Here is a 573-nt window from a genome sequence, read left to right as displayed (position 1 = left end):
CAAGTTTAGTGCGTAGCCCGTTCCTGCCGCCAAGTCTCATCAACGTGCAGGGGCCAAATATACCATCGGATGGTGTGCGTCCTGATATTACACGAATCAAACAGCCACTTGAGCAGTACGATATTGCACAGCTTACTTTTCGTGGCATATTGATCTCTCCTGAAGGTCAACAGTATGCATTGGTTCAACGTCCAGATGGTTCGGTCGCTAACGTTAAAGTAGGTGATTATCTTGGACCAAACGACGGCCGTATTGTTGAAATCACGCCGACCCAGATTAATTTGATTGAAATTGTGCCAGATAGCCGCGCTGGGTTCATTGAAAGACCTCAGTCGTTGGTCTCACCTATAAATTAAGTTGGCAGATTTTTTGAGGAATAAGTAATGACAGTACGCAATAATAGGGTAATGGCAATGAGTAACTGTATGTCTTCTGCCTTTGCAATACCTGCGTTGGCGATTAGTATGATTGCTATTAGTAGCACAGCTTATGCAGTGGAACGCATCGACAATGTCTCTGTGGTACAGACCGCACCTGCGGTAACCCAGCTGCGTTTAGGATTTAATGGCGCGC

Annotated in this window: 2 protein-coding genes; both read left to right on the top strand. The window is 45.9% G+C overall.

Features of this window, described 5'->3' with window-relative positions; translation table 11 throughout:
- On the top strand, positions 1-356 hold a 356-nt coding region (locus tag ACS8FD_RS23195), incomplete at its 5' end, for a pilus assembly protein PilP (protein ID WP_439277588.1).
- Between the two features lie 27 nt (positions 357-383).
- Positions 384-573, top strand: a 190-nt coding sequence (locus tag ACS8FD_RS23190) for a hypothetical protein (RefSeq protein WP_439277587.1), incomplete at its 3' end; no start/stop codon positions are given.

This window comes from Psychrobacter sp. 1U2 (genome assembly GCF_051847575.1).
The sequence above is the reverse complement of the archived record's forward strand: the minus strand, read 5'-3'. Positions and strand labels throughout refer to the sequence as shown.